The 25,289-nt window shown below is 62.4% G+C and carries 28 protein-coding genes; 19 read left to right on the forward strand and 9 right to left on the reverse strand.

Annotated elements, in window-relative coordinates; all coding sequences use genetic code 11:
- On the forward strand, positions 1–217 hold a 217-nt coding region (locus ACN0YJ_RS12140), incomplete at its 5' end, for a hypothetical protein (protein ID WP_417496352.1).
- A gap of 327 nt (positions 218–544) precedes the next feature.
- Here the strand turns inward: ACN0YJ_RS12140 and proC are convergent.
- The 3 genes from proC to ACN0YJ_RS12155 form a co-directional block, all read right to left on the reverse strand.
- Positions 545–1,387: a pyrroline-5-carboxylate reductase gene (gene proC, locus ACN0YJ_RS12145; RefSeq protein ID WP_417496353.1), complete on the reverse strand. Its 843-nt coding sequence runs from the start codon at positions 1,385–1,387 to the stop codon at positions 545–547.
- 8 nt (positions 1,388–1,395) lie between these two features.
- Positions 1,396–1,899: a YbjN domain-containing protein gene (locus tag ACN0YJ_RS12150; protein WP_417477535.1), complete on the reverse strand. Its 504-nt coding sequence runs from the start codon at positions 1,897–1,899 to the stop codon at positions 1,396–1,398.
- 94 nt (positions 1,900–1,993) lie between these two features.
- Positions 1,994–2,302: an accessory factor UbiK family protein gene (locus ACN0YJ_RS12155; RefSeq protein ID WP_417477536.1), complete on the reverse strand. Its 309-nt coding sequence runs from the start codon at positions 2,300–2,302 to the stop codon at positions 1,994–1,996.
- A 105-nt stretch (positions 2,303–2,407) separates the two neighbouring features.
- On the opposite strand from ACN0YJ_RS12155, the gene lgt reads away from it, so the two are divergent.
- The 14 genes from lgt (at position 2,408) to ACN0YJ_RS12225 (ending at position 16,681) form a co-directional block, all read left to right on the forward strand.
- Positions 2,408–3,337: a prolipoprotein diacylglyceryl transferase gene (lgt, locus tag ACN0YJ_RS12160; protein ID WP_417477537.1), complete on the forward strand. Its 930-nt coding sequence runs from the start codon at positions 2,408–2,410 to the stop codon at positions 3,335–3,337.
- A 2-nt stretch (positions 3,338–3,339) separates the two neighbouring features.
- On the forward strand, positions 3,340–4,428 hold the full coding sequence (locus tag ACN0YJ_RS12165) for a class I SAM-dependent methyltransferase (RefSeq protein ID WP_417496354.1): 1,089 nt from the start codon (positions 3,340–3,342) through the stop codon (positions 4,426–4,428).
- Between the two features lie 68 nt (positions 4,429–4,496).
- Positions 4,497–5,429: a ribose-phosphate pyrophosphokinase gene (locus tag ACN0YJ_RS12170; protein ID WP_417477539.1), complete on the forward strand. Its 933-nt coding sequence runs from the start codon at positions 4,497–4,499 to the stop codon at positions 5,427–5,429.
- Positions 5,430–5,586: 157 nt separating this feature from the next.
- The gene (locus ACN0YJ_RS12175; protein ID WP_417489380.1) at positions 5,587–6,222 is read left to right on the forward strand and encodes a 50S ribosomal protein L25/general stress protein Ctc; all 636 of its coding nucleotides are present in this window, start codon (positions 5,587–5,589) and stop codon (positions 6,220–6,222) included.
- Positions 6,223–6,254: 32 nt separating this feature from the next.
- Positions 6,255–6,839 carry an aminoacyl-tRNA hydrolase gene (pth, locus tag ACN0YJ_RS12180; protein ID WP_417496355.1) on the forward strand — a complete coding sequence of 195 codons (585 nt, stop codon included), beginning with the start codon at positions 6,255–6,257 and terminating at the stop codon, positions 6,837–6,839.
- Positions 6,840–6,879: 40 nt separating this feature from the next.
- On the forward strand, positions 6,880–7,977 hold the full coding sequence (gene ychF, locus ACN0YJ_RS12185) for a redox-regulated ATPase YchF (protein WP_417477542.1): 1,098 nt from the start codon (positions 6,880–6,882) through the stop codon (positions 7,975–7,977).
- Between the two features lie 166 nt (positions 7,978–8,143).
- Positions 8,144–9,688 (forward strand): MBOAT family O-acyltransferase, encoded by a 1,545-nt coding sequence (locus tag ACN0YJ_RS12190; RefSeq protein ID WP_417496356.1) that lies wholly within the window; start codon positions 8,144–8,146, stop codon positions 9,686–9,688.
- Position 9,689: 1 nt separating this feature from the next.
- Positions 9,690–11,111 (forward strand): hypothetical protein, encoded by a 1,422-nt coding sequence (locus tag ACN0YJ_RS12195; protein ID WP_417496357.1) that lies wholly within the window; start codon positions 9,690–9,692, stop codon positions 11,109–11,111.
- 160 nt (positions 11,112–11,271) lie between these two features.
- Positions 11,272–11,604: a zinc ribbon domain-containing protein YjdM gene (locus tag ACN0YJ_RS12200; protein ID WP_417477546.1), complete on the forward strand. Its 333-nt coding sequence runs from the start codon at positions 11,272–11,274 to the stop codon at positions 11,602–11,604.
- Positions 11,605–11,681: 77 nt separating this feature from the next.
- Positions 11,682–12,392 (forward strand): DUF4197 domain-containing protein, encoded by a 711-nt coding sequence (locus ACN0YJ_RS12205; RefSeq protein WP_417496358.1) that lies wholly within the window; start codon positions 11,682–11,684, stop codon positions 12,390–12,392.
- A gap of 23 nt (positions 12,393–12,415) precedes the next feature.
- Complete coding sequence (locus tag ACN0YJ_RS12210; RefSeq protein ID WP_417496359.1) at positions 12,416–12,799, forward strand: group III truncated hemoglobin; 384 nt, start codon at positions 12,416–12,418, stop codon at positions 12,797–12,799.
- A gap of 85 nt (positions 12,800–12,884) precedes the next feature.
- Complete coding sequence (locus ACN0YJ_RS12215) at positions 12,885–14,144, forward strand: multidrug effflux MFS transporter (RefSeq protein WP_417496360.1); 1,260 nt, start codon at positions 12,885–12,887, stop codon at positions 14,142–14,144.
- A gap of 96 nt (positions 14,145–14,240) precedes the next feature.
- On the forward strand, positions 14,241–15,119 hold the full coding sequence (locus ACN0YJ_RS12220; protein ID WP_417477550.1) for a crotonase/enoyl-CoA hydratase family protein: 879 nt from the start codon (positions 14,241–14,243) through the stop codon (positions 15,117–15,119).
- A 77-nt stretch (positions 15,120–15,196) separates the two neighbouring features.
- Entirely contained in the window at positions 15,197–16,681 is a 1,485-nt protein-coding gene (locus tag ACN0YJ_RS12225; protein WP_417477551.1) for an esterase/lipase family protein, read from the forward strand.
- Here ACN0YJ_RS12225 and ACN0YJ_RS12230 read toward each other — a convergent pair.
- The gene (locus ACN0YJ_RS12230) at positions 16,678–17,583 is read right to left on the reverse strand and encodes a PhzF family phenazine biosynthesis protein (protein WP_417496361.1); all 906 of its coding nucleotides are present in this window, start codon (positions 17,581–17,583) and stop codon (positions 16,678–16,680) included. The genes ACN0YJ_RS12225 and ACN0YJ_RS12230 overlap by 4 nt on opposite strands.
- A gap of 110 nt (positions 17,584–17,693) precedes the next feature.
- On the opposite strand from ACN0YJ_RS12230, the gene ACN0YJ_RS12235 reads away from it, so the two are divergent.
- Positions 17,694–18,221: a GNAT family N-acetyltransferase gene (locus ACN0YJ_RS12235; protein ID WP_417496362.1), complete on the forward strand. Its 528-nt coding sequence runs from the start codon at positions 17,694–17,696 to the stop codon at positions 18,219–18,221.
- Between the two features lie 66 nt (positions 18,222–18,287).
- Here ACN0YJ_RS12235 and ACN0YJ_RS12240 read toward each other — a convergent pair whose 3' ends face one another.
- Complete coding sequence (locus ACN0YJ_RS12240; protein WP_417477554.1) at positions 18,288–19,214, reverse strand: 23S rRNA (adenine(2030)-N(6))-methyltransferase RlmJ; 927 nt, start codon at positions 19,212–19,214, stop codon at positions 18,288–18,290.
- A gap of 93 nt (positions 19,215–19,307) precedes the next feature.
- Here ACN0YJ_RS12240 and ACN0YJ_RS12245 point away from each other — a divergent pair, with 93 nt between their 5' ends.
- Together ACN0YJ_RS12245 and ACN0YJ_RS12250 are read left to right on the forward strand one after the other, a co-directional pair.
- Positions 19,308–20,084: a hypothetical protein gene (locus ACN0YJ_RS12245; protein ID WP_417496363.1), complete on the forward strand. Its 777-nt coding sequence runs from the start codon at positions 19,308–19,310 to the stop codon at positions 20,082–20,084.
- Between the two features lie 78 nt (positions 20,085–20,162).
- Entirely contained in the window at positions 20,163–21,644 is a 1,482-nt protein-coding gene (locus ACN0YJ_RS12250) for a S10 family peptidase (RefSeq protein WP_417496365.1), read from the forward strand.
- Between the two features lie 55 nt (positions 21,645–21,699).
- Here ACN0YJ_RS12250 and ACN0YJ_RS12255 read toward each other — a convergent pair whose 3' ends face one another.
- Positions 21,700–22,359, reverse strand: a complete 660-nt coding sequence (locus ACN0YJ_RS12255) for a hypothetical protein (protein ID WP_417496366.1) — start codon at positions 22,357–22,359, stop codon at positions 21,700–21,702.
- Positions 22,360–23,152: 793 nt separating this feature from the next.
- On the opposite strand from ACN0YJ_RS12255, the gene ACN0YJ_RS12260 reads away from it, so the two are divergent.
- Positions 23,153–23,596, forward strand: a complete 444-nt coding sequence (locus tag ACN0YJ_RS12260) for an SRPBCC domain-containing protein (protein ID WP_417496367.1) — start codon at positions 23,153–23,155, stop codon at positions 23,594–23,596.
- 57 nt (positions 23,597–23,653) lie between these two features.
- Here ACN0YJ_RS12260 and ACN0YJ_RS12265 read toward each other — a convergent pair whose 3' ends face one another.
- The 3 genes from ACN0YJ_RS12265 to ACN0YJ_RS12275 are packed head-to-tail and all read right to left on the reverse strand — an operon-like array spanning position 23,654 to position 25,244.
- On the reverse strand, positions 23,654–24,181 hold the full coding sequence (locus ACN0YJ_RS12265; RefSeq protein ID WP_417489690.1) for an adenine phosphoribosyltransferase: 528 nt from the start codon (positions 24,179–24,181) through the stop codon (positions 23,654–23,656).
- 21 nt (positions 24,182–24,202) lie between these two features.
- The gene (locus ACN0YJ_RS12270) at positions 24,203–24,844 is read right to left on the reverse strand and encodes a glutathione S-transferase family protein (RefSeq protein ID WP_417496368.1); all 642 of its coding nucleotides are present in this window, start codon (positions 24,842–24,844) and stop codon (positions 24,203–24,205) included.
- Position 24,845: 1 nt separating this feature from the next.
- Complete coding sequence (locus tag ACN0YJ_RS12275; protein ID WP_417496369.1) at positions 24,846–25,244, reverse strand: lysozyme inhibitor LprI family protein; 399 nt, start codon at positions 25,242–25,244, stop codon at positions 24,846–24,848.
- Positions 25,245–25,289 lie beyond the last annotated feature (45 nt).

Here is a 25,289-nt window from a genome sequence, read left to right on the forward strand (position 1 = left end):
GACGTCCGGCGCACCTCTTCCATCAAGGAAGAGGAGGGTGGCAATCGAGGAGGTGGGCATCATCACCTCCTCTTCCTTGATGGAAGAGGTGGCCGCGAAGCGGTCGGAGCTGGTGGGGATGACGGGCGCCAGGGCCCTCGCCCTGCCCCGCCGCTCGCACCCGGGTTTATCCACCCCGACCGGTGCACAGGTATACTGGCGCGATTTTGCTCTTTGACATCGTTGGCCCATCGCAAAACAGCGCGCCCCGCAGACCGGCCCGGCGCCCGCCGCCGCTATAGTAGTCGTCGTCGTAGAAAAGCCGGTTCCGGTGACAGAGAATGGGAGTCAGTGACAGGCTCACATCGCCGCCGCCCGCCCGTTTGCGGATGCGGACGGATGATGCAGACAGCGCCTTTGAGACCGCGAAAACACTGACCGAATAATGAGATAGCCGAAAACGCGCGCCGGGCTGCGGCCCGGTCGAGCGGCCAAAATATTCTGCGAGTGACAGGATGACAGACTGGCAGACACTGCCCGCAGTGACAGAGCCAAATTCCGGCCGCTAGCGTCCCGGAGGCTCGGCGCCCATCTGGCGTGAGCGGCGTTCGGCGGCCGAGACGGCCTGGCGGATCAGTTCGGGCAAACCGCCACCGCCGCCCATCAACACATCAATCGCGGCCTGGGTGGTGCCGCCCGCCGAGGTGGCGGCGCGGCGCAATTCCTGGGGTGTCTTGTCGGAGGCGGCCAACAGCGCACCGGCGCCGATAATCGCCTGGCGTGCCAGCTTGTCGGCCAGGTCGCGCGGCAGGCCTTCGCCGAAGCCGGCCCCTGCCAGCGCCTCGGCCAGCAGATAGGCATAGGCCGGTCCGGACCCGGCAACCGCCGTGGCGGCACCGATCAGGCGCTCATCATTGACCCATTCAACCGGCCCGCCGGCCTTGAGCAGGCGCGTGGTGAGCGTCTTGATCGAGGCGCCCGCCTCATTGGCGACGCAGACGCTGATCCCGGCGCCGATCGCCGCCGCGGTATTGGTCATGGCGCGCACAATCGGACGATCACCAAACAGGCCCGCCTGCCGCGTCAGGGTGACGCCGGCCATCAGGGAGAGGATGGCGCAGTCGCGCGGCAGAAGCGGTGCCAGATCGGCGGCGATCTTTTCCAGCGCCTGCGGCTTGACCGCCAGCACGACCAGATCCGTACCAGCCAGGGCCTTGGCACTGGCGGCCGTGATATGGGCCAGCTGATATTGCGCGATCAGATCCTGGGCGAGATCACCCGGCGCCGGGTCGACGACCAGCAAATCGGGTGGTGCGACGCCACTACGCTTGGTGCGAAGCCAGCCGGCTATCAGCGCACCGCCCATATTGCCGGCGCCGATCAGTGCAATCTTGGTCGATGTGCTCATGGTCTGGGTCAGGCCTCACCGGCAGTTTCGAACATCGCGGCCGCGGTTGCTTCCTCGACATTCTTGCCGCCCCAGATGAGGAAGTGGAAAGCCGGGTAAAAACGCTCACCGGCCTCCTGGGCCGCGGCGATCATCGTCGCCGCCTGGGCCGGAGACACATTTTCGCCGGCGGGCAGGGAAATCGCGTGACGGTATACCACGCTGCCATCCTCGGCCCAGACATCAAAATGTCCCAGCCAGAGTTTTTCGTTCAAGCGGGCGACCAGTTCGCAGACATCGCGGAAACGATTGCTGGTCACTTTCAGGTCGAGACTGGAGCAGATGTGCAGCGCATCCAGTTCCGGACGCCAGGCAAACCACATCTGATGATCGCGCCAGGCGCCCGGCACACTCAGGTGCAGTTCGCCATTCTCTTCGCGGTCATAGGGATATTGCTCGGCGATCACCGCCTGTTCGACAGCATCGAGCGGGTCGGATGTCGCGGGGGCGTATTCGTCTGACATCAGGTCCATGGCGTAGTCTCCTTCGTCTGCGCGGCGACTCACACCGTTAGCACGGTATGAGCACGCCGCTGCAGGCGCAATTAAAAGCGCTGGTCGCGCGGTATCAGTCTGTGGATTTCGGTGCCGCGCTCTTTGCGGCGGGCTTGCGTTTGCGGGCTGCGGGCTTGGCCGCCCCGGCCGCCTCCAGCGCAGCCAGCCGGGCATTGAGCGTTTCGATCTCTGTGCGCGCCGTTGCCAGAGCAGCCTTCACCACATCGAATTCCTCGCGGCTGACCAGATCCATATCCGCGATAAAGCGGTCCGCCTGGGCCCGCATGGCGGTGCGCGCTTCGTCTCCGACCGCTTGGGCGGCGCCGAAGGCATCCGTCATCAGTTCAGCGAAATCATTCAGAAGCGGGTTGCGCGTTTGCATCAAAGAAAGCCATTAGTGTGTCTGACATTCGCCTATATGCGGTGCCGAGCGCAAAAGCGCAACGCGTGCCTGCCTCCTGTCTGCATCTATTTTCCGGATCTGCCCATGCAATATTGTCCCGCCAGCTTCGACCTCATCGACCCGATCCTGTTCACGATCGGCCCGTTCGACGTGTTCGGCCTCGACCTTCGCTTCGACCTGCGCTGGTACGCACTGGCCTATATCGCCGGGCTTTTGCTGGGTTGGCGCTATATGACGCTGCTGTCGCGGCGACCGGCCATGTGGCATGCGCCGGGCACAAAGAAACCGAAAGCGCCCTTCACCGAGCTTCAGGTCGACGACCTTCTGGTGTGGGCGACGCTCGGCGTCATCGCCGGCGGCCGGCTGGGCTATGTCGTATTTTATGCGTGGGATTACATGGCGACCGGCCTGCGCGGCGGCATGATCACCCCGGACAGCGTCATGGAACGCCTCCTCTGGACCGTCACCGGCATAACCGAGGGCGGCATGGCCTTCCATGGCGGGTTGATCGGTGTGGCGCTGGCGCTCTTCGTCTATGCCCGCCGGAACCAGCTCGACCTCTTGCGCATCGCTGATGCCGCGGCCGTGGTCACCCCGATCGGCCTGTTCTTCGGGCGCATCGCCAATTTCATCAATGGCGAGCTCTGGGGCCGCCCGACCGATCTGCCGTGGGCGATGACCTTCGCCAGCGACCGCCTGTGCCTGCCGCGCCATCCGAGCCAGCTCTATGAGGCCGCGCTGGAAGGGCTGGCCCTGTTTGCGATCATCAATCTGGCGACCTGGAAATTCCGCGCGCTGGAACGGCCCGGTCTCAATTCCGGGCTCTTCCTGATGTGCTACGGCCTGTTCCGGGCCGTGCTCGAGACCGTGCGCGAACCCGATCTGCACATGCCTGAAGCCCTGCGCGGCCATGTCACCATGGGCATGCTGCTCTCCATCCCGATGATCATTGCCGGCGCCTGGCTGGTCCACAAGGCCCTGAGCCGGACCGCACTGCCCGCCAGCAAGGCCTGATCATGATTGCAGACCGGCTGCGCGAGCGCATCGCGGAGGGCGGACCGATTTCGATCGCCGCCTTCATGACCCAGGCCCTGTTCGACCCGGTCGAGGGGTTTTACGCGACCAAGGACCCGATCGGCGCCGGTGCCGATTTCATCACCGCGCCGGAAATCAGCCAGATGTTCGGCGAACTGGTCGGCCTGTGGGTCGCCCAGTCCTGGCTCGATATGGGCAAGCCCGATCCGGTCCAGCTCGTCGAGCTGGGCCCCGGCCGCGGCACGATGATGGCCGATGCACTGCGCGCCTGCCGAGCCGTGCCGGGCCTCCTGCCCGCCCTGCAGGTGACACTGATCGAGGCGAGCGCCGCCCTCAAGGCCGTGCAGGCCGAGACCCTGGGGCCGAGCGGCGCCCAGATCCGCTGGGTCGACCGGCTCGAGGCTGTGCCGCCCGGCCCGGCGATCATCGTCGGCAATGAATTTCTCGACTGCCTGCCCCTGCGCCAGGCGGTGAAGCGCGGTGGCCGCTGGCATGAACGCATGGTCGGACTCGACAGCGGCGACAGCGGTGAATTCGTCTTCGTGCTGGGGCCACCGCTGGGCATTGATGAAGCCCTGATCCCCGAGCGCCTGCGCGACGCCCCGGAAGGCAGCCTCGTCGAGCTGCGGCCGGGCGGCCGCCAGGTGATCGAAAGCCTTGCCCGCCGGTTCACCGATCATCCCGGCCGCGCCCTGCTGATTGATTACGGGCCCGCCCAAAGCGAGCCCGGCGACACGTTGCAGGCCATTCGCGCCCACACGAAGGTCGCGGCACTGGAACAGCCCGGCACTGCCGACCTGACCGCACGCGTCGATTTCGAATCATTGACTGTCTGCGCCCGCGACGCCGGCCTCACAGCCTATGGCCCGGTCGAACAGGGCCCGTTTCTGCTCAATCTCGGCCTTGAGGCGCGCGCCGCCGTTTTGTCCCAGGCAACGCCCGGCCAACGCAGCGTCATCGCCCGCCAGGTCTGGCGTCTCACCGATGAAGACCAGATGGGGCAATTGTTCAAACTCGTCTGTTTCGACAGTCCCGGCCTGCCCACACCGCCCGGATTCTCCGCACACTGAGTCTTTCGGCTTCAATCCCGACGCAGCCTCTGTTACTCAGCCTCACAATTCACAAGGGGCCATTCGCCATGAAGTTGCTGTCCGGCACATCCAACCGGCCACTCGCCCGCGCGATCGCCGATTATCTCGACGCGCCGCTGACGGCCAGCGAGATCGAGCGTTTCGCAGATGGTGAGATTTTCGTCCGCATTGACGAGAATGTCCGCGGCGAGGATGTCTTCATTATCCAGTCGACTTCCTGCCCCGCCAATGACCATTTGATGGAATTGCTGATCTGCACCGACGCACTGGTCCGCGCCAGTGCGCGCCGGATCACCGCCGTCATCCCCTATTTCGGCTATGCCCGCCAGGACCGCAAAACCGGCGGCCGCACGCCGATCTCCGCCAAACTGGTGGCCAATCTGATCGCCAAGTCCGGCGCTGATCGCGTCTTGACGATTGATCTGCACGCCGGCCAGATCCAGGGCTTCTTCGATATTCCGACCGATAATCTTTTCGCGACCAAGGTCATCGAAGAGGATATCCGTCGTCACTACAAGGTGGAGGATCTGATGATCGTCTCACCTGATGTCGGCGGCGTCGTCCGCGCCCGGGCACTGGCCAAACTCCTCGATGCCGAGATCGCCATTGTCGACAAGCGCCGCCCCAAGGCCGGCGTGTCGGAAGTGATGAATATCATCGGTGAAGTTGAAGGCCGCCGCTGCATTCTGTTCGACGATATCTGCGATTCGGGCGGCACGCTGTGCAATGCCGCCGACGCCCTGCTCAAATGCGGCGCGACCGAGGTGTCCGCCTATGTCACCCATGGCGTCATGTCGAATGATGCGCAGGGCCGGATTGCCAAATCTGCCTTGAAGGAAGTGGTGATTACCGATTCCATTACCGAGCTGCCCGGCTCGACCCAGACAGGCAAGGTGCGGCGGCTTTCGATCGCGCCATTGCTCGGCGAAGCCATCCGCCGGATCGCCAATGACGAATCCGTATCGAAACTGTTCGACTGAAGAATTTGCCCGATTGCTGACTCTTCCCGTCCCGCACTGTTGCGCGGCGCGCGGGTATCCGCTATAGCCCGCCGCTCGAAATAACACCGTGGCGCGATGCCAAGAAAAATCGCTGCCCGCCTGGTCTGGCGGCGTTTGTATTTAAGGAAACAGGTCGATGAGCTCCAACATCGTTCTCACCGTTGACGTTCGTGAAGGCACTGGCAAGGGCGCGGCTCGCGCTGCCCGCCGTGAAGACCTGGTTCCAGGCGTCATTTATGGCGGCGAACTTGGCCCCGTCTCGATCAATCTGCGTGGCAATGAAGTCCGCAAGGCACTGCTGAGCGGCAATTTTCTCTCGCACATCCTCGAGCTGAACCATGACGGCAAGAACCAGAAGGTTATTGCCCGTGACATCCAGTTCCACCCGGTCTCCGACAAGGCGATGCATGTCGACATGTACCGCGTCGAAGCCGGCACCAAGATCCGCGTCAATGTCGCCGTTCAATTCCAGAACGAAGAGACCTGCCCGGCCCTGAAACGCGGCGGCGTTCTCAATATCGTCCGTCACGATCTCGAGCTGCTCTGCCCGGCTTCGGAAATCCCTGAATTCATCGCCGTCGACCTGACCGGCCTCGAAATCGGCGATTCGATCCACATGTCGGCCGTCACCCTGCCAAAGGGCGTGAAACCAACCATCACCCGCGACTTCACCATCGCGACGCTGCAGGGCTCACGCGCCGTTCTCACCGAGCTCGATGAGACCGAAGGCGAAGACGCAGCTGAAGTCGAAGAAGAAGGCGGCGAGGAGTAATCCTCGCCGGCCGATCCTGAGGGCGGCCGACGATGATGATCCTGGCAGGGCTCGGAAATCCCGAGCCCAAATACCTGCGCAATCGGCACAATGTCGGCTTCATGGCGATGGATATCATCGCGCACGCCTGGAGTGCCGGTCCCTGGCGCAAGCGCTTCAAGGGGCTGTGCGCCGAGCTGACGGTGTCGACCGCCTCCGGCCCGAAAAAACTGCTCCTGCTCAAGCCGCAGACCTTCTACAATAATTCCGGAAACTGCGTCGCCGAGGCTGCGAACTTCTTCAAGGTCGCGCCGGGCAATGTCGTCGTCTTCCATGACGAGCTCGACCTGGATCCGGGCAAGTTCCGGCTCAAGACCGGCGGCGGCGCGGCCGGCAATAACGGCATCAAATCCGTCACCCAGCAACTCGGCCCCGATTTTCGCCGCGGCCGCATCGGCATCGGGCATCCCGGTGATCGCAATCGCGTCACCGATTATGTCCTGTCCGATTTCGACAAGCATGACGAGCCCTGGCTGATCGACCTGCTTGACGCCATCGCGGATTCAATCGACCTGCTCGCAAGCGCCGATTTCGACGCCTTCCAGACACGCGTGACACACAAGGCTCCGGCCCCGTAAGAGCGGCCTTCGGCCCCGGCACTTCAAGAGGACAAGCATCATGGGTTTCAAATGCGGTATCGTCGGCCTGCCAAATGTCGGCAAGTCCACCCTGTTCAACGCCCTGACGCAAACCGCCTCGGCCCAGGCTGCGAATTACCCCTTCTGCACGATCGAGCCGAATGTCGGCGATGTCGCCGTGCCCGAGCCGCGCCTGCTGAAACTGGCGGCGATTGCCGGCTCGAAGGAAATCCTGCCGGCCAAGATGAATTTCGTCGATATTGCCGGCCTGGTCGAAGGGGCTTCCAAGGGTGAAGGTCTGGGGAATAAATTCCTCGCCACGATCCGCGAAACCGATGCGATTGCCTATGTGCTGCGCTGTTTCGACGATGACGACATCACCCATGTGAGCGGCAAGGTCGACCCGCTGGCCGATCTGGAAACCGTCGAGACCGAGCTGATGCTGGCCGATCTTGAGAGCCTGGAAAAGCGCAAAGCCGGCCTCGAGAAAAAAGCCAAGTCCGGCGACAAGGAAGCCAAGGCGTTGATCCCGCTGATCGATCTGGCCCTGGCCGAGCTGACTGAGGGCCGCCCGGCCCGCTTTGCCAAAGTCGCCAAGGATGACGAGAAAGCCTGGCGTGGCCTCCAGCTCCTGACCACCAAACCCGTCCTCTTTATCGCCAATGTCGGCGAAGACGATGCCGCCACCGGCAATGCCTATTCGGACGTGGTCACCAAGCGCGCTGCCGAAGAAGGCGCCGAGGCCGTCGTCATTTCCGCCCGGATTGAGGCCGAACTCGCCATGCTCGCCAATGAAGAGCGCGCCGAATATCTCGAGGAACTCGGCCTGCACGAGGCCGGCCTCGATCGCCTGATCCACACCGGATACAAGCTCCTCGACCTGGTGACCTATTTCACCGTCGGCCCGAAAGAAGCCCGCGCCTGGACCATCCATGAAGGCTGGACCGCACCGCAGGCCGCCGGCGTCATCCACGGCGATTTCGAAAAAGGCTTCATCCGCGCCGAAACCATCGCCTATGACGATTTCGTCGCCTGCAATGGCGAAGCCGGCGCCAAGGAGGCCGGCAAGATGCGCGCTGAAGGCAAGGAATACATCGTCCATGACGGCGATGTGATGCATTTCCGGTTTAACGTCTAGCGTCTCCCACTCGCTGCTGGAAGCGAGGGGTATGTGGCCAAGACACTACGAGGATTGCATTTTCACTACGAGTCTGTAGCTTCGCGAAAGACGGGGCGGGGGCGCTGACACAACCAATGATGAGCGCCCGACTGCCAGCTTCATGCGAAGAGTCTGGAATCGGTCTATGGTATTTTCAGATCCACTATTTGTATTTTTTTTCATACCGATATTCCTGTTATTCTTCTACGCAACCACCCGATTGAAGAACGCCCTTCTGACGAAGCTTGTTATCGTATTCTTTTCACTTGCATTTTATGGCTGGTGGAAGGTTGAATATCTATCGATTATTTTAATTTCCATTGCGTTCAACTATATCGTTCACATAGCGATATTACGCTCCGCTGACTCCCACAGAAACAAGATTTTCTTTGTTACACTCGGAATTACAGGCAACCTTCTCGCGCTCGGGTATTACAAGTATTACAATTTCTTCATTGAATCTCTGGATTTCATGTTTGGGTTTGATATCCAGACCTTCAGCATCATACTGCCCTTGGCAATTTCATTCTTTACGTTTCAACAAATCGCATTCCTGTGCGATACGTATTCGGGCAAGACGGGCCAGGGCCATTTTATCGACTACATCATCTTCGTCTGCTTCTTCCCGCAATTGATCGCCGGGCCGATTGTCCACCACAGCAATATGATGCCCCAGTTCGCGAACAATTTCAGAGACTGGTCCAACTACTCGTTCCAGAACATCAAGAAGTATCTCGTGGTCGGCATCGCGCTATTTTGCGTTGGCCTATTCAAGAAAGTGATCATTGCCGACAATCTCTCCCAGGTCGTGGGCCCTGTGTTTGACGCCTATGCCGCTGGCGATGTGCTCTCGACGACCGAGACCTGGCTCGGCGTACTCGCCTATACCTCGCAGATATATTTCGACTTTTCCGGCTATTCGGACATGGCTGCAGCGCTCGCCTTCATGGTCGGTATCAGACTGCCGCGAAACTTCTTCAGCCCCTACAAGGCCAGCAGCATCGTCGACTTCTGGCGCCGCTGGCATATCACCCTGTCGAATTTCCTGCGGGACTATCTCTATATTCCGTTGGGCGGCAACCGCGGCGGCCCTGCGCGGCGCCATCTCAACCTGATGATCACCATGCTGTTGGGCGGGCTGTGGCACGGCGCGTCGGTCGTGTTCATTGCGTGGGGCGCGTTGCATGGCAGCGCCCTGGTCGTCTGCCATCTATGGACGCAGCATGCGCCCGCCACCGCGCGTCGGCTCCTGGATCATGGCGGCGGATGGCTGATCACCATGCTGGTCGTGATCATGGGCTGGGTTCTGTTCCGTGCTGCAGACCTGGATACGGCATGGTCGATGCTACATTCAATGTTTGTTGGCGCGGACGCTTGGGGTCTGCAAACGGCGGGGGGTTGGCCGCCATTAGCTATCCTGCTTATTCTCCTGTCAGGCGTCATCGCAGTATGCTTCCCGAATACCGTCGAGATTTTTGGCGACCAGGACGTCTTTATTGCTGATGAAAAGACACCGCGCCCGTCTCCGTCAGTCGGTGATCGCCCCCGGGCTTTCGGGGTCACAATCCATGTGCCCCCCTTTGCGTTGAATGCCCGCTGGGCGGCGGTGATCGGGTGCCTGGCATTCTTCTACGTGGTTTATGTTAGCCGCATCGGGGCCCACAATGAATTCATCTACTTCCAGTTCTGAGATGACCTACACACGCTTCGTCCTTATTGCGTTTCTAAGCTTCCTGGCGCTCGCCGCCGTCACGGTTGGCGCGGTCCGATTTCTCTCTGGACGCCTGGTCGGCGGCGATGCCGCCTGGACGAGTTGGTTGCTGGAACGCAAGGAGGCGGCTGCGGCGGAGATCGACGGCCCGAAACTGTTCTTCATCTCCGGCTCCAGCGGTAGTTTCGGCTACAGCGCCGAGCAGCTTGGGGATGCGCTCGGTATTGATGTCGTGAACATGGCCTCGCACGCCGGTTTGTCCCTACCCTACTACGCCTATCTGGCCACGCGAAATGCGGCCCCGGGCGATGTGGTCGTCCTGCCGCTTGAATACGAGGCTTTTAGTCGGACACAGCTCACTTCACATACCGCTATCGTTGACTTCGAGCGCGGGCTTAGCTTCTTCAACTACTTAGGGATGGCTGACCGTGTGGAATATCTGCGGGTATTTCCCGTCGCGGAACTGCTCTCGGTAGCCGGACAATTTCTGGCAGGCGAACAATTCGTCATCCCCAACTCCGGGTATTGGCGATATGGCGTCAACGCGAGTGGCGACCTCCTCCTGCCTGAACCAACCCGGTTAGGCGCTCTCAAAGCCCTTGACAACGCGCGAGAGGCAGACGACCGCGATCTGCGGGTGTCGCGCCAGACGGCGGGCTATCTGACGGCGTTGCGGGATGAATTGAATAGCCGCGGCGTTCAGCTGATCCTCACCCAACCGCCGCTGCATGAATTCGCCACGCTGTCCGATGATGCAATCCGTGGACTGGCCACCGAGTTGGCGGAACAGGGACTAGAGTATCATCTCCTGTGGAATCACAATCGGGTACCGGCGGAGATGATGCTGGATAGCCGGTATCATACCGGCGCGTCCGGGCGGCGCGTCTCGACAGCCCGTCTTGCCCTGATGTTGTGTGATGAAGTTGATTTCGCCGCGATGTCGGCAAGTGGCGAAACATGCACATCAGACAACCTGGATGAACAACGAGCATGGTCCAATTCCATGGGCACGATGACCGGATTTGCACAGGAAGACGCCTTTTCCCGGATCTACTACAGGCCCGGCAGTTCTGCTCCGTTTCGGCGATCAGGCACGTATCGTGGGCCGGAATTTGACGTGATCACCCCCGTCGGATGCAGCTCGACACTGAACTTCCAGGTCCGTGCCGATGTCCAGGGCGCCAGGATTTCCGTTCTGGTCAATGGTGAGCAGGAAATGACCCATGTATTTGATGAAATGGTAAGAAATATTGCGACAAGGCTATGGACCGACAGCATAGACCTACCCGTCGGGGACAATGAACTCGTGCACGTCCAGTTCGTCGCGGACCGTTGGAGTTCCCAGACAAACGACGCCAGCATGTCGTTCAGTCGTCTCTACCGCGAAACCCGTTGCGGTTAGCCAAGGAAGGCGGGCCAAGCTCCTCCGGAGAATACGCCGCCGCCATGATCGCGCGTCAGCGGGCCTCGTCTTGCCAACCCCGCCCCGCCTCCGCGCATCGACAAACCAGCGCAATGCGCTTAAGCCGCTCGCGTTCAAATTCTCTCGTCGGAGCCCAGCCATGTCCGAATTGCCACCCTGCCCGCAGTGCGAATGCCCCTATACCTATGAGGACGGCCCGCTGCTGATCTGTCCGGAGTGCGCGCATGAATGGCCCGCCGCGGCGGCGGCCGATGCGACACCGGTCTGGCATGATGCCCACGGCGCTGTCCTGGTAGACGGCGATAGTGTGACGGTGATCAAGGACCTCAAGGTCAAGGGCTCGTCTTTCGTGGTGAAAGTCGGCACCAAGGTGAAGAATATCCGCCTGGTCGAGGGTGACCACGATATTGATTGCCGGATCGAGGGCGTCGGCGCGATGCAGCTCAAATCGGAATTCGTCAAGAAGGCCTGACCGGCCTTGCCCGGCCTGCCGGACCGTTCAAGTCCGGTTCAAGCGAGCCCTGCCATGCCAGGCTCAGGAGGACTGTCATGCTGCGACGCCAATTTATCATTTCGACCCTTGCCCTGGGCCTGGCCCCGGCGGCTTTCGCGCAGGGCTATGGCCGCCTGAGCCAGGGCGATGCCCGCTCCGGCATTCGCGCTGCGCTCGACACTGCCGCGCGCCTGGCCACCAACAGGCTGGGCCAGACGGACGGTTTCTTTGGCGATCCGGCGGTACATATTCCCCTGCCCCGCAATATCGCCAGCCTGCAGACCCAGCTGCGCCGTGTCGGCATGTCCGGCCCGGTCGATGATCTGGAATTGCGCATCAATCGCTCGGCCGAAGCGGCGATGCCCGAGGCCGGGCGCATCTTCAATGATGCCGTTCAATCGATCACGGTCGGCGATGCCGTCTCGATCGTGCGTGGCGGCGACACGGCCGCGACCGACTATCTGCGCGGCCGCAGCGAAAGCCGCCTGACCGGCCTGCTGCGCCCCTCGATGGAAGACGCGCTGACCGGCTCGGGCGCCTATCGCGCCGTCGATGCCGTGGAACCGCAAATCTCTGGCGGCCAGAACCTGCTCGGCAGCCTGTTCGGCAATCGCAGCGCTACCGGCTCACTGCGCGATAGCGTAACCGATCACGCCGTCAGCCGGGCCATCGACGGTGTTTTCCACTATATCGGCCAGGAAGAGCGCGCCATCCGCCAGGACCCGGTGCGCCGGGGCACGGATATCCTGCGGCGGGTGTTTGGCTAGCCATGCCGGATACGAACCCACCGATGACCGGAAACCGACCCGTCGATGCGGCGTTGATTTCCGACCTGGTTGATCGTTTCTACGGTCATGTCCGCCTCGATCCGGTACTCGGCCCTATCTTCGATGCCGAAATCGGCGATGGCTGGGATGCCCATCTGGACAAGCTGAAAAGCTTCTGGCGCTCGGTGATGTTGCAGGACGGCAGTTATTCGGGCCGCCCCATGCCGGTTCACATGAAGCTGAAGGGCATCACCCCCGGGCATTTCCAGCTTTGGCTCGGCCTGTTCCACCAGACACTCGGCGAGATCGGTGCCAGCAATGAGGCCGAAGCGGCCTTGATGGACCGCGCCCGGCGCATTGCAAAGAGCTTCCAGCTCAACATCTTCTACAATCCCGCCCGGAGCTGACCGGCCAGAGCACAGTTGCTGCCTTGCAACCGGCGCCATCCTTGCGCATGTCTGCCGCCTGGGCACGCGCAAGAGAGGGGCTCCAATGTCAACGATAGCCAATCCTGTGCCCGAACCTGCCAGCATGAAGCTGGGTGAGCTGGTCGCCCTGCTGGTCGCAATGACCGCGGTGGTCGCACTGGCGATCGACATGATGCTGCCGGCGCTTGGCAATATCGCCGCCGATCTGGGCACCGCCCACAGCAATGACCGCCAATACGTGATCACTACCTATCTGCTCGGCTTTGGCGGGGCACAGCTCATCTACGGGCCGCTGTCCGATGCCTATGGCCGCAAGCCTGTCATTCTGGGCGCGCTGGGTCTCTTCCTGGTCGCGACCCTGGTCTGCATGCTGTCGCAGAGTTTCGAAATGCTGCTGGTGGCGCGCGTATTCCAGGGCGCAGCCGCAGCCGCCTGCCGTGTCATCGCGACAGCGATTGCCCGTGACCTGACCTCGGGCCGCCGGATGGCCGAAGTGATGTCGATGGTGATGACCGTCTTCATGGCTGTGCCGGTACTGGCCCCGAGCCTGGGGCAATTGATCCTGTTCGTTCTGCCCTGGCAGGGCATTTTCGGCTTCCTGCTGATCTTTGCCTTTGCCCTGATGGTCTGGCTGCATTTCCGCATGCCGGAGACGCTGCATCCGGAATTCCGCCAGAAGCTGGGCTTTGCCACCTCCTTCCACGCCTTTGCCGAGGCAATGACGACGCGATTGACCTTGGGTTATACCCTGGCCGGTGCCGCCTTTTTCAGCGGGCTTTATGCCTTCCTGGGATCGTCGGAACAGATCTTCGCCGAACATTTCGAGCTCGGCGACAAATTCCCCCTCGCCTTTGCCGCCATCGCCCTGGGCATGGGTGTGACCAGCTACGCCAATTCCAAACTCGTGATGCGGCTGGGCCAGCGGCGCCTGTCGCACTGGGCCCTGATCGCCTTCACCTTCATCAGCGCCGCCCATGCCGGCCTGTTGCTGGCCGGCGTCGACAATCTGCTGGTCTTCATCATCATGCTGGCCGCCGCCATGGCCCTGCTCGGCCTGATCGGTGCCAATTTCAGCGCCCTGGCGATGGAACCGGTCGGCCATATCGCCGGCACGGCGTCGGCAGCCTATGGCTTCATGACCGGCGTTCTGGCCGCGCTGGCTGGTGCCTATATCGGCCAGCTCTATGACGGCACTCCGGTGCCGCTGGTCATGGGCCAGGCGGCGATGGGCGGGCTGACGATCATCGTCGTTCTGGTCACCGAGCGCGGGCGGTTGTTCGCCAATAGCGAAGAGGATGAAGCGGCGCCGGACACGCCGGCCTGATCCTCGCCTGATCCCGGTTCTGATCCCCGCCCGGCGGGTGGCATCATGCAGCGGGTCTGCTAGCATCTGCCCGGTTGCAAACGGGGATTCGCCGGCATGGCCTTCAACACCATCACCTATGCGGTCGAGGACCATGTCGCGACCATCACGCTGAACCGGCCACACCGGCTCAATGCCTTCACCTATGAAATGGGTGATGAGCTGATCGCCGCCTTCGATGCCAGCGATGGCGATGATGATGTCCGCGCCGTCATCGTCACCGGCGAACCGCCCGCCTTTTGTGCCGGCGCCGACCTGTCGATGGGCGCGGAGACCTTTGACCTGATCGGACAGTCGCAGCAGAGCGGCGATTTCGACGCGCGCGACCCGAAATGGCGCGATGCCGGCGGCAAGCTCAACTTGCGCATCTGGGACAGTCTCAAACCGGTGATCGGTGCGATCAATGGCGCCTCGGTCGGGATCGGCGCGACGATGATCCTGCCGATGGATATTCGCCTCGCCTCGATCGAGGCAAAATTCGCCTATCCCTTCGCCAGGCGCGGCATTGTCTGGGATGGCTGCGCCAGCTGGTTCCTGCCGCGCGTGGTCGGCATTTCCACTGCGATGGACTGGGGCCTGACCGGGCGCACTTTCAGCGCCGCCGAGGCCTTCGAGTCCGGGCTCGTGACGCGGGTGGTTCCGGCGGTCGATTTGATGCCCGAAGCCCGCAAGCGCGCCAGCGAGATCGTTGACCGTTGCGCGCCCGTCTCCGTCGCGCTGATGCGGCGTATGGCCTGGCGCATGCTCGGCGCCAGCCATCCCATGGAAGCCCACAGGGTCGAGACCCGCGGCATCTTGCAGGCAGGCACCGGTCCGGACGCCCGGGAAGGCGTGATGTCCTTCCTCGAAAAACGCGCCCCGGATTTCCCGCTCAAGGTCTCAAGCGATCTGCCGGACTGGCATCCCTGGTGGGATAGCGCCGAAGACGATTACTAATCAGCGGTTCACACATACCTCGCCCGCAAGCTGAAGCTGTGGTACAGAACAGGCCTCATTGCCTGTGAGGTTTCGCCATGCCCGGACACGTCTTGTTGATCCATGGTTGGAGTGCACCCGATAAGTCCATGGCCGAGGTCGGGCATTTCCTGACTGGCCACGGCTATCAGACCGCCGACCTCTTCCTGGGCGGTTACCCGTCAATGTCGGATGATGTGCGGGTCGGGGATTCGGCGCGGCGCATGCAGGCCGTGATCACCGAAATGCAGGGCGATGGGCGCCTGCCGGCCCGTTTCCACCTGGTGGTGCACTCGACCGGCGCGCTGGTGGCCCGGCGCTGGCTGGCTGACAATTACCCCTCGGGCGGCGCCCCGGTCGACAATCTCCTGATGCTGGCTCCGGCCAATTTCGGCTCGCCCCTGGCAACGCTCGGACGGTCGCTGCTGACGCGCGTGATCAAGGGCTGGAAGCGTGGATTTCAGACCGGAACCGAATTCCTGCACGCGCTCGAGCTTGGCTCCTGCCTGCAGGAAGACATCGCCCTGATCGACCGGCTCTCACCTGACGGGGAAACCGCCAGCCCCTTCTCTATCGCCGGGACGCGGCCCTTCGTGATTGTTGGCGCCTGCCAGATACCCGGCACCCAGATTCTCGGTGAAGAGGCCTGGGATGGCACCGTGCGCATCGCCAGCGCCAATATCGATCCACGCGGCATGACCGTCGATTTTACCCAGGGTTCGCTGACCGAGCCGAAGCTGACGCCCTGGACGCGGCGCGGGCCCGACGAGACGCCCTTCGCTGTCCTGCCCGACCGGCATCATCTCACCGTCTTGCGCCCGGCTGGCAAGTGGAGCGAATCGAATGATCCGCAAACCGCCGACCGGTTGTCCGGATTGATCCTCGCGGCCTTGGCGGTCAAAACCGGAGCGGACTATGCCCGGGTCGCCAGCGAATGGACGAGCGTGTCCAATGAAACGCGCAAGCTCGCCCAGGATGGTGATGAGGCGGACGCCTTGCGCGAACGCATACTTGGACGGGCCAGTGCCAATAAAAGCCGCTTCAATGAATTCTACCAGATCGTGGTCGAAGCGGTCGACGAGACCGGCCTGCCCGTGACCGATTACCGGCTCTGGCTGACGGCACCGAAAATCTCCGGCAAGAACAAGGTCAGCGCTGCCAAGCCCATTACCCGGATCGAGATTGATGCCCAGAACAATCTGATCAAGGACGGTCATCGCAATCGCCGCAATGGCGAAAGACGGGTGCTGCACATCGACCGCCGCGCCTTGATGCAGAGCGAGGGCTTTCTCAAGAAGACGCTCAGCCGGGCCTATGAACCGGTGCTGGCGGCCGCCATCACGGCCGCATCGCCGGGCGAGAAGATCGCCTATTTCTCCAGGGATGCACGCGCGGGCAGCGGGCTGATCCGGCTGCGCACACATTCATCGAGCGAGCCGGGCGGGGGTGATCGATTCCTGCGCCGCTATGCGACACATTTCATCCGCATCATCATTCCGCGCGTGCTCGATGATGACGTCTTCACCGTCAGGCCGCTGCGCTAGAGCAGAACGCCCTCGGCAATCTTGACCGCCTCGCCGCCGATCATCAGCTCGGTCAGCTTGCCGGCCTCGATGCGCAGCAATAGCCGCATATGGCTGGGCCGGCCCATTTCCAGGCCCTGATACAGGCTGACCGAATGATCACCATCGCCCAGCCCGCCCTGCTCGGCGATCAGGCCGGCGAAGGCCGCCGCCGCGCTGCCGGTCGCCGGGTCTTCGAGAATGCCGAGATGGGGCGCGAACATGCGCACACGCCAATCGGTCGTGTGCTCGGTCGAAGATGCCTTCGCGACCACAAAGGCCGCGATCGGTCTCTCACCGCCAAACGCATCCTCGAAGGCCGCCGTGTTGATCCGGATATCGGCCATGGTCTCGGCAAAACGCACCGGCACGATGGCGTAGGGCACGCCGGCTGACCAGACACCGCCCTGCACGGCCGTCTGCAGGAGATCGCCAGGCTTGAGACCGAGCGCCTGAACGATCGGATCCAGCTCGGCGAGCTCGCCGATATATTCGGGAAGTTTCGGTGCGAAGAAACGCGCGGAACCCTGGACCGGGCTGTCATAGCGGGCATCGGTGGTGACATCGCCGACCGTTTCCTCGAGCACAAAGCGCCGGCGCTTGCCCGGCGCTCCGCCGGCCTTTAACGCCAGCGCGACTGCGGCGCCGACGGTTGGATGACCGGCGAAGGGCAATTCGGTTTTCGGTGTGAAGATACGCAGGCCGAAATCCGCCTCCTGGCCTTTGGGTTCGGTGATGAAGACCGTCTCCGACAGATTGAACTCGGCCGCGATTACCTGCATCGCGACATCGTCGAGATCGTCAGCCTCAAGCACGACCGCCAGCGGATTGCCCGAATAGGGCTGATCGGTGAAGACGTCGAGAATGAGATAGGGGTGCGGCATGGTTGAGCTCTCCAGGTAGACCAGGTCCGGAACTCATAAATGGATTTCCAGCTTGTAGCGACCCTTGGTCAACGCGTAGCTTGGCGCGGCGGGAGCCTGGGGGAGAGCTTATGAACTTGCAGTTCGAGGGGGTCGATCTGGTCCGCGACCGTGAGGTGCTGGCGCGTTTCAATATCGCGTATCTCAACTGGGTTGCGGCGGGCGTGCAAGAGCGATTCTCGCTATCGCTGGCGGCGTTGTTGGGCGCGACAATCCCGGTCTATGTCGACGGCGCGCTGGACAAGCTTTGTGAGGGCACGCCGCCAGCGGGCGTCTTCTACCTTGTGCGCGACGGCAATACCGCAATCGGCATGGGGGGGCTGCGCCAGGTGAGCGAAGGCGTCGGCGAGATCAAACGGATCTATGTATCCGAGGCTGCGCGGGGCGGCGGCGCGGGTGCGGCGATACTGGATCGGCTGGTGCAAGACGCGCGCGAGTTCGGATACCGGGAGCTGGTGCTGGACACGGGCCCGTTCATGACCTCCGCTCACCGCCTCTATGAAGCGGCAGGGTTTGTCGACATTCCACCCTATCCCGGAGCCGAGGTGCCGGAAGCACTGCATCACGACTGGCGCTTCATGCGCTGCCTGTTGACCTAGCCGTCCGGCGGCAAGAGGTACGCAGCGGCGGCTGCAGCCCTGAAATTCCGCTGGAAAGCGCGTGAGCTAGTCCTCGACTTCCTCGACGTCTTCTTCGGTCAGACCGCCATCGAGGCGCCAGCCATAACCATCGCCCTGGGCCAGGGTTTCCGCCAGCCAGGGCAGGAGGGCGAGGAGTTTTTCCTCCAGCTGCCAGGGCGGATTGATGATCATCACACCGGCCCCGGCGAGCTTGCCTTCGCTGGCCAGATCGCGGATCCACAGATCGGCGCGCAGGATTTTCTCCGGCTCGAAACCCTGTTCGGTGATCAGCCATTCGGTGAGGCCATTGTCAAACCGGTCGGCGGCCCAGAGGTTTTTCAGAGAGCGCCAGAAGACATAGGTCCCGGTGGGCCATTTCTTCAGCGCCGGCATCACGGCCTCGGCCATATGGGCCAGCTCGTCGCGATCCTCGAAGGGTGGGTCGATCAGCACCAGGCCGCGCTTTTCCTTCGGCGGCACCAGACCCGTCAGGGCCTTGTAGCCATCGCGATGCTCGACCTTGACGCGGCCATCGCGGGCATAGCGGCGCTCCAGCGTGCGCGCATCGGCCTCGTGCAATTCGCACAACTGCATGCGGTCGATCGGCCGGGCAATACGGGTGGAGATTTCCGGCGAGCCGGGATATTCGGTCAGCGCGCCGGGATTCATCTGTGCCAGCAGGTCGAGATAGGGCTTGAGCGCCGCCGCGACATCGTCCGGCATGTCGGCCCCGAGGATGCGGCCAATGCCGTCAACCCATTCGGGGCTGCGGGCCGCTTCGTCGGAGGTCAGGTCATAGGCCCCGATCCCGGCATGGGTATCGATCACCCGATAGGGTTTGTCCTTGGACCCGAGATGCTCGAGGCAAAGCGCGAGGATGGCGTGCTTGACGACATCGGCGAAATTTCCGGCGTGGAAGGCGTGACGATAATTCATGGCCGGGCTATAGCGCGGACGGGCGCGCAATTCCATCTCGCGACGCGGCCCGGATGAGCTGAATCGGCGGTCGATTCGCGCGCGGGCTTGCCCTAGGCTGACCGCCTGTTTCAGAAGGGGTGAAGCTGGATGTTCGTGAAACTCTACCGGCAAATGCAGCAGGATGCCGAATTCAACACCCGGCGCCGTTACAAGATCGGCTGGCTGTTCAAGGAAGAGAAGGCGAGCCTGATCTGGGACGCCCCGCAAGCGGTCAGCTTCGACGTTCCCAAGCCGACGACCTCGAAATCGGCGACCGTCTGCCCGGCCGCCATTGAATTCGACCGGCGTCATTTCGCGATCAATTGCCCGATCGACCTGCACCTGCGCATGCAGCCCAACGCCCAGGGTCAATTGACCCTGACCAATGTCGACGGTCCGATGGCCTCGACGCGCCCGGCCGGGCTCCAGCAGATCCTCGCCCTGGCGCCGCAGAATGAATGGCGCCATCCGAGCCGGCCGATGCTGCAGATCGCGACCCCTTTCGTCTTCGTCTCCGACGATCCGGTCAATGTGAACCAGTTCCCGCCCTTCCTGCACTACATGCCAGCCCAGCGCCCCGGCGTGATGCTGTGTGGCCGTTTCCCGATCGATGTCTGGCCGCGCCAGCACATGTGGGCGTTTGAATGGCATGACCTGTCCAAGGACCTGATCCTGAAGCGCGGCGAGCCGCTCTTCTACGTCCGCTTCGAAACGCCCGATCCGTCGGCACCCGTGCGACTGGTGGAAGCGGAACGCACGCCGGAACTGCTCAGCTTCATCGCTTCGCTCACGGATGTGACGAATTTCGTCAATCAGAGCTTCCAGCTGTTCAAGACGGCCCGCGAACGCCGGCCCAAGACCCTGCTGGTGGAAAAACCGCGCTAGATCACAGCCAACCAAACCGTAACTTTCTCTCCATGCCCGCGCGGCCTAGACTGCGCTCAATCCACAAGGGGAAATGCAATGATCAAAGTCCTGGCCGCCGCATTGAGTCTGGCCTGCCTGTCCGTTCCGGCCTACGGCCAGGATACGGCAAACATACCGGAGGCTCGCAGCTATGAAACGCGGGGCCAGGTGACGGCCAACGGCCAGCGTGTGCGATATACCGCGACCGCCGGCGAAACCTACCTGCTGGACGATGATGGCAATCCGACCGCCTCGATCTTCTCGACCGCCTATATCGCTGATGGCACAACCGATCCGCGCACCCGCCCGGTCGCATTCGTCTTCAATGGCGGGCCTGGCTCGGCCAGTCTCTGGCTGCACATGGGCGTGTTCGGACCGCAACGCTTGGTCCTCCCCGACGTCCAGGATGATGGCGCGGCACCTTATGATGTTGTCGAAAATCTCTATTCAATTCTGGACGTTGCCGATCTGGTCTTCGTCGATCCGGTCGGAACCGGCTGGAGCCGTCCACTCGGCGATCATGAGGGCAGCGAATTTTGGGGCGTCAATGAAGACGCCGAAAGCCTCGCCACCTTCATGCGCATGTGGCTCAGCGAACACCAGCGCTGGAACTCACCGAAATTCCTGCTCGGCGAAAGCTATGGCACCTTGCGCATCGGTGCCCTGCTCAACCAGCTCGAAGGCGGCTTCACCGATGTCTCGATCAACGGCGTTGCGCTGATTTCCACCGTGCTCGATTTCCGCTTCGACGATACGTCGGATGGCAATGATGTCGGCTATGTTGGCCTCATGCCCGGCTTTGCTGCCACGGCCTGGTATCACGGCCGCGTTGACCGTTCGGCCTGGGGCAATGATATCGACAGCTTCCTCGCTGCCGCCCGCACCTTTGCCATCGAAGAATATATGCCGGCCCTGATGCATGGCATCACCCTGCCGGCCGAGCGCAAGGCCCGCGTCGTGAGCGAGCTTTCGCGGTTTACCGGCCTGTCGGAAAGCTTCCTAGAGCGCGCCAATCTGCGCGTCTCGCTACGCCGCTTCCAGCGCGAATTGCTGCGCGATCAGGGCCTGTCCGTCGGACGTCTCGACAGCCGCTATACGGGGCATGAAGTCGATGGCGTCGGCGACAGCCCGGAACAGGACCCCAGCTTCTACGGCATTGATGGCAGCTATACCGCATCCATGCTGGACTATTTCACCCGCACACTCGGCGTTGATATCACCGAGTATTATTCCTCGATCGGCGGGGTTCGCGGCTGGAACTGGGATGCTGGCCAGTCGGGCGGCAATAATTATATCAATGTCGCGCCCTGGATTGCCCGCGCGATGCGCCAGAATTCTGACCTGCAGGTTCTGGTGGCCCAGGGGCATTACGATCTGGCGACACCATTCTTCGCTGCCGAGTTGATGTTCAACCAGCCCGGCTTCGATCAGGACCGGGTCCATTTCAAATATTATGAAGCCGGTCACATGATGTATATCCACCAGCCTTCACTGGTCGATTTCTCTGCGGATATCCGCGAATTGATCACCAACCGCTAGAGCCTTCACCGTATGAAAAGGGGCCGTTCCGGCAAACTGCCGGGACGGCCCTTTGCTATTTCGCTTCGCGCGTCAGATCGAAGCCCGCCGCAATCGCGCAGATCAGCAGATACATCACCACTGCGGAGGATCCGGCCAGGACGAGATCCTCTGGCGGCGGGTTGGTCATGCCCAGATAGAAGAGGCCCAGCATCAGGGCGGTTGCCACCAGCGGCCAGATCCGTCCGGCCATGCCCTTTGCCCGCGTCCCCGTCAGATAGATCGCCATTGAGCCGAGGAAGATCGTCAATTCGAGGCCCATCGCGATCGGGAAATTATTCCACAGCCCGAAACCGAATTTGATGTCCGAGCCGGGATAGAGCAGCAGGTCGGGCACGTGCACGATCAGATCGGTCAGCCAGTGGGAGAAGACCGCGGCGCCGACGACGATGCCGCCCAGCTTCTTGTCCTTGCGAGCGATCAGGCTCCAGAGCCAGCCGGCACCCAGCGACCAGACCAGCGCCATGACCAGGCTATGGGTCCAGGGCATGTCGTAGAGATCGAGGGAATTGGAAGCGGTGAAACCCTCGATGATGCGGACATGCTCTATGCCCGTCGCAATGAAGGCACCCCAGGCGATATCGACCAGCTGCACGGCCGCGAACAATACCCAGAGCGGGACGGTTTTGGCGATGCGCTTGCCAAGGAAGGCTGGCGCGTAGTGACCGATAAACATGCTGGTTCTCCCCCGTTTGAATTGTGCAAAGGCTAGCAGGCTGTGCCGACGGGGAGGAAGCGAATTCTGGTTGGGGACCGTGGACAGGCTGTCACGGTTTGAGGCTTGCCTGACAGTCTGTCACTCTGTCACCCGGGCCCGGCGACGGTCCGCATCTGGCTTGTTCCGGGCGCGACCAAGGATGGAGCAAACTGCGCAATACCGTCTGGGTACAATAGCTTACGGGACTGGCATGCGGCGGCGACACACGCCCGGCGCTGGGGGCCACGGGGCGTCGCGGCGCAATCAGGGCCTGCCATCGACTGTCACGCAGAGGCCCATCCTGTCACCGGATAAAGCTGCAGCGCGGCGATGGGGAATTCCCGGAAAACGACGATGTCAAAGAGCGAAACCGGGGGAAGTGTAGCCGCGTCAGCAGCGGCGGGGATAAGTGGCGTGCCTCCCGGCGTGAGGGACCTGGATCTCGAATATGCCCCCCGGGATGGACTCGCAGCCCAGGAGCCCAGCCCGGTCAGCGCCGCCCGCTGCCTCACGGGACAGGTGTCAGCGTCAGATCCCCTGTTGACCCACGCCGAGCAGGGCAGGCTCTGCCCCGAAACCTCATGCTGGCGTTCCGCCATACGGGGCTCGGCGCGTCGGGGCGCTCGCCCGTGAAGCGGCGCTGTAGTCGGCCTTGACGCGCTGAGCCCCGGATGGCCCACTCGAAGACAAGAGGTTTATGGGGTGGCGTGGGTCAGGTGCCGGATGATTACCCGATCCCACCCTCACACCCACGCGCCGGAAAGGCTCATCAATGAAACGACAGACCATCATGATTGACGCACTTGTCGCAACGCCGATCGACAAGGCTTGGCAATGCTGGACACAGCCGGATCACATCACGCAATGGAATTTCGCCTCCGACGAATGGTGTTGTCCGAATGCGGCAAACGATCTGACCATTGGCGGGCACTACAGGGCCAGAATGGAAGCCAGGGACGGGAGTTTCGGCTTTGATCTCGAAGCCGTTTATAATGAGGTCACCGAACCGAGCGCACTCGGAATGGTCCTGACCGATGGCCGGTCGGTGCGAACGGTTTTCGTGCCCGAGGGCAAAGCGACACGGATCACGACGACATTTGACGCGGAGGCCGAAAACTCCATCGACATACAGCGCGATGGCTGGCAGGCGATCTTGAACAACTTCAAAATCTACGTTGAAGCGAACAGCGATATTGGCGAGCCCGCGCGTCTGTAAACGGCGCTCAGGAACAGAGACCTGCCCGCATTGTCGGGAAAATCCATCGCCCCTCGCTCAATGCCCCTCATAGCTCACCAACGCCGAAACCGGCACGCCCAGATCCTCGATACGCCTGGCCCCGCCCAGATCGGGCAGATCGATGATGAAGGTGGCCCCCACGACCGTGGCACCGGCGCGCTGCAGAAGTTTGATCGAGGCCTCCGCCGTGCCGCCGGTCGCGATCAGATCGTCGACCAGCAGGACACGATCACCCTCGCGCACGGCGTCGCTATGGATCTCGATCGTATCAGTGCCATATTCCAGCGCGTATTCCTCCGCCAGGGTCCGCCAGGGCAGTTTGCCCTTCTTGCGGACCGGCACGAAGCCCACCGATAGCTGATGCGCCACGGCGCCGCCCAGGATGAAGCCGCGCGCCTCGGTCCCGGCGACCTGGTCGATCTTGGCGCCGGCCCAGGGTTGGACCATCTGGTCGATCGCGATGCGGAAAGCGCGCGGGTCGCCGATCAATGTCGTCACGTCGCGGAACATGACACCCGGCTTGGGAAAATCCGGAATGGTGCGAATGGCGGCTTTGAGATCGATCAAGTCGGTTCTCCTCAAGGATCAGGCGTGTGTATGGCCAGGCGGCAACAGATCTTCACGCTGCGCCGCGTCGAACCAGCGGCGATAGTCTTCATCGGCCAGAAGCGCATCGCAATAGGCTTGCGACGGGGCATCCAGCCTGATGGCGAAGTGGTGGAAGCGGGCCGCAACCGGCGTGTAGAAGGCGTCGGCAAGGCTCCAGCGCCCAAACAGGAAGGGCCCGTCGCCGCTCTTGACCGCAGCCCAAAGGGCCTGGATCGCCGCGACATCCTTGCGGACTGCATCATCGAGCGCGATCGGCGCCGGTGGCCGGCACAGATCCATCGGGCAGGCATGGCGCAGGGCAGAGAAACCGCTATGCATCGCCGCCGTGACCGAACGGGCCTGACCGCGCACGCCCGGATCGGACGGCCACAGCGACGGATCGCGTTCGGCCACCCATTCACAGATCGCCAGCGAATCCCAGATCGCCACGCCGCCGGTCTCGAGTACCGGCACAGTGCCACCCGGTGAGACCGCGTCCAGCGCCGCGCGCGATTGCGGCCGGTCGAGCGGGATGATGTGCTCGTCAAACGCAATCCCGGCCTTGCGCAGAGCCAGCCAGGGCCGCAGGGACCAGCTGGACAATTGCTTGTTGCCGATGTGCAGGACCGGACGGCTCATTTCAGTGTTCCAGCAATTCCGCGGCCCGTGCCCGATCCAGGCTGATCTGGCAATCCAGGACGATTTCCTCACGCGATTGCTCACTGATGAACATCAGCGAACCGCGCCGGCTGCACTCCGCATCGCGATACTGGAGCCAGCTGACCTGGGCCTCGTCGAGACTGGCTTCTGCGTTGAACAGGCCACCGGAGTCGAGATCGGATTCGCGCGCCTCCTCGCGAGCCGCTTCATGGGCGGTCTGCAGGTCGCCCGCGGCTGCGCTGGCCAGCGCATTGAGGCAGGACCGGCGCGCGCGCGCATCGGTGACATGCTCAGCGCATTCGAACGCCGGGCGCGGATTGGGCGCACCAAGGCTTGGCACATCACCCTGGACCAGCAGGGCCATCACAAAAACCAACATCAAAAACTCCCGAACACAACAGCCGCCTTTATGGACGAGCACCCG

This window comes from Maricaulis sp., assembly GCF_048270095.1.
In the GTDB taxonomy this organism is placed as follows: domain Bacteria; phylum Pseudomonadota; class Alphaproteobacteria; order Caulobacterales; family Maricaulaceae; genus Maricaulis.